3 protein-coding genes are annotated in these 2,066 nt (G+C 60.2%); 1 reads left to right on the forward strand and 2 read right to left on the reverse strand.

Annotated features, from left to right (window positions below; genetic code table 11):
- Nucleotides 1–297: hypothetical protein (locus AXW67_RS43490; RefSeq protein WP_210183975.1), on the reverse strand; the 297-nt coding region annotated here is incomplete at its 3' end.
- Nucleotides 298–876: 579 nt separating this feature from the next.
- Between AXW67_RS43490 and AXW67_RS44275 the strand changes: the two genes are divergently transcribed.
- Nucleotides 877–1,083: a hypothetical protein gene (locus tag AXW67_RS44275; protein ID WP_245315697.1), complete on the forward strand. Its 207-nt coding sequence runs from the start codon at nucleotides 877–879 to the stop codon at nucleotides 1,081–1,083.
- Nucleotides 1,084–1,466: 383 nt separating this feature from the next.
- Here AXW67_RS44275 and AXW67_RS24075 read toward each other — a convergent pair.
- A partial coding sequence (locus tag AXW67_RS24075) for a group II intron maturase-specific domain-containing protein (protein WP_245315419.1) occupies nucleotides 1,467–2,066 on the reverse strand: 600 nt, incomplete at its 5' end.

Here is a 2,066-nt window from a genome sequence, read left to right on the forward strand (position 1 = left end):
GTCGCTATAGCGGGCGCGATCCGCCGCGTGAACCAATGTGACGCGCTCCACCCCTGGCGTTAACCATACGGCGGTTTCTCGTACCTGACGGCGGACGCTTAATGCTCGTTTAACACTCTCGCACAAAAGATAACGATCAGCGCGGAGATCAATACGCAGAGAGAATACCGGCAGGAATTCATCCTCTAGGGTGATTGCTTGAGAACACCTCTCATCATCGCGCTGGCCGCGACCTTGGTCGGCTGTAGTCGTCAACCACCGCGCCAAGCGGCCATAGAATCGTGCACTGACAAACATGGCTTCGCCTGCTCCAATAGGACGGCTGCCGATCAGCCGATTAAACTCGCGTCATCCAAAGCCAATAGCCGAACAAAATCGGCCAAGTTTACAATTGCGGCAGCCTCCGAAAAGCAGCCGGCTCATCGTGGCCGTGACAGGGGGCCGGCACATCTCGCTACCAAGAAGGCGAAACCTACTGTCACAACGGCAAAGGCGGAGCCTCCGGCAACCGGAATCCCGCTCCCGCCTCCTTCATTGAAGACGGAAGTCGAGCTCAAAAGCAGCGCCCCCGCCGCAGGTCCCGGTACGACAGGGCTAAGCGTCGCGGATCCGCGGTCCAACGTGGGGCCCGCTCCGAATTCCAATAGCAGGACGATACAGGAGCAGGTGGCGGCCGCGACGGCGGTTGCAGAGCGAATGACGGTCACGGCCGCAACAGCGACACGTGATGGGGCCGTCCCAATTGCAGGTGCGTCGCCTAACACAGAGCCCCTGGTTGCCGTTGTAATAGTTCGACCGGAGATCCCGTCGGTACTCGCCCTTACTGAACAAAACGTTGCTATCGATGACAGGTATTCCGCATCGAGCGGTGATATCATGATCGCGATCGTGGCAGCAGAAGGTCCTGTGGTCCAACTCAGCGCAGGGCACACGGCGGCGATCGATCGGCTGGTCAAAGGTGAGGTGCCGGCTGCGGTCGCCGCCCTGGTGTCCGTGGACGCAGCAGAGGCGTTTCCTGAAATAAAAGGCTTCAAGATTTTTCACCTCCCGCTCTCGTCGCGTTGGTTGAAGCCTCGGCCTTAGCCTATGTACCGCTTGCGCGACGAGGCACGTCGCCGTTCGAGCACAAGCCGGTTCTGTATGGCCGACGGCGTTCGACAGTGCGGCCAGCAAGACCGCCTTGCCCGAGCGGAATGCATGAGTCCGGAAGTGGCCCTCAGCTGACCTCGACCGCCCCCGCAGCAATGGTCCGCTTTCAGGGCTGGAGGCCGACCAACGCTGCAACCGATCCCGGCTTCCGATTGTGGTAGAGTCGAGATGTGACGCGGTTGCTTTAGGATCGAACATATCTGTTCCCGCCCCTTTCGTCTGGCGGTGCCTTAGTGGTTCGACCGTGACTCCGTTTCCACACCTCGCTCATCGAACCGGACAGGCAGATCTCCCGCATCCGGCTCTCGGACAAGACCTCACGCCTTCACCCACGGCACGTCGTGTCCGCGCGCAGTTAGGCGTACGAGCCCGAAGTGCCCGTAGAGGTGCGAGAGTGGATAAGTCCCGCCCTTGCGTCGCCTGACCTTGTGCTTGGAGCGCAACCACCGGCGCAACCGCACAGCGGTGTAGTTGTCGATCGCGCGATACGCTTTGATGACGGTGCCTACATTGAAGTAGTTCGCCCATCCGCGCAGCGTGCGGTTCAACTTCGCCACCAACTCTGTGGTGTCTTGCCCTACCCCAGTTCGAGCCGTCAGCGCATGAATGGTTTCCACCATGCGCTTGATGCTTTTCTTCGATGGCCGGTACCCCAGGCGCGCCTGGCCGGTTCTCGCAGAATACATCCGCCCGAACGAGTAGCCCAGGAAGTCGAACTCTCCTTCCGGCACCTTGCAGATTCGTGTCTTCTCCTCGTTGACCGTCAGCTTCAGCCTTCCCATGATCATGCGCAGTTGTCGCAAGGCCTCTTCAGCTTTGCCCCGCCTGCACAGGATTACGAGATCGTCGGCATAGGTCACGATGCGAGAGCCGAGGCTTCGCTCCAGCCCGAGCATCTTCCATCCCAGCACAAACCG

Source organism: Bradyrhizobium neotropicale (assembly GCF_001641695.1).
Lineage (GTDB): Bacteria > Pseudomonadota > Alphaproteobacteria > Rhizobiales > Xanthobacteraceae > Bradyrhizobium > Bradyrhizobium neotropicale.

What these genes read in the sequence shown, in the direction of transcription:
- AXW67_RS44275 (WP_245315697.1), top strand. Translation starts at nt 877, where the DNA reads ATGATCGCGATCGTGGCAGCAGAAGGTCCTGTGGTCCAACTCAGCGCA.